This window comes from Halovulum sp. GXIMD14793 (assembly GCF_054457435.1).
In genome coordinates, this window is the sequence record NZ_JBTLNE010000125.1 from 1 (window position 1) to 901 (window position 901).

General features: G+C 52.4%; 1 protein-coding gene and 2 pseudogenes. 1 reads left to right on the forward strand and 2 read right to left on the reverse strand.

The genetic code is table 11. The features are described 5' to 3' along the window. Nucleotides 1-127: 127 nt before the first annotated feature. A pseudogene (gene tnpB / locus ACW9UQ_RS18640) lies at nucleotides 128-241 on the reverse strand (IS66 family insertion sequence element accessory protein TnpB); the annotation flags it as partial. Continuing rightward, nucleotides 238-711, reverse strand: a complete 474-nt coding sequence (locus ACW9UQ_RS18645; protein ID WP_458932483.1) for a transposase — start codon at nucleotides 709-711, stop codon at nucleotides 238-240. The pseudogene tnpB and the gene ACW9UQ_RS18645, both read right to left, overlap by 4 nt. A 46-nt stretch (nucleotides 712-757) precedes the next feature. On the opposite strand from ACW9UQ_RS18645, the pseudogene ACW9UQ_RS18650 reads away from it, so the two are divergent. Then, nucleotides 758-901, forward strand: a pseudogene (locus ACW9UQ_RS18650) (integrase core domain-containing protein); the annotation flags it as partial.

The window sequence follows — 901 nt, forward strand, 5'->3', positions numbered from 1 at the left end:
CTTGAGCAATTTGAGGGCTCCGCGCCCGGCGCGCTTGCCCAAAACGAAACCAACGAATATGAAAACCAGACCCGCAGACTCTCGTTATGAATGAGGAAGCCTCGGGGGGCAGGTCAGCACCGCTGAAGGGGTCGAGATCAAATTCATTCTGAACAATGGCCGCCAAGCCATCCATCCCCTTTCGGAAGTCGACCGGCTTACTGGCCACGTAGAATTTGAAGTTGCCCGCTGGAGAAATCATGATCCGCTTTCGAATGCACGGATGAGGCCGACCAAGCCAGCGACGGGGTAGTCAGATGGCAGCAACAATTCACAACCGGCGCGTTTGAAAACAATGTGAGACATCTCAGTTTGTTTTACTGGCACATCATGTTGAACTTTGATCTCAGCAAATACTGGTGCCCTTTCCTGAACCTTTTGTCGCTTTGCCGAATTCCTTTGCTTCGGCCCCTTCCGCCAAGCATAGGCCGTTTTGTCGGAAATCTGGCACGTTTTCTGGACGTCACCGATTGAGAGCGTGCCGGATCTCATACGCTGCGCCATTTCGCGCTTGAATTTAGTGGGCCACAGACGGCGGCCATCTTTTCCAACGGGGATGGAATAGCCGAAAGCGTGGAAGACTTTGTCGATTTTCTGATCACTTGAGAGCGCACCTAATGTTTGAGTGTTCATGATGCCTGTATCCTTTTTGGAGACATCATATTTTCTCAAGTCGAATGTGCTAAGCCCCCATTTAGGGGGTCAGATGCAACGCTTACAGACGAACGGTATCTGCGAGCGGTTCCACAAGACGATCCTGCAGGAGTTCTACCAGGTCGCGTTCCGAAAGAAGCTCTACGACAGCATCGACGCGCTGCAGGCCGATCTGGATGAATGGCTGCACCATTACAACCACGAGCGC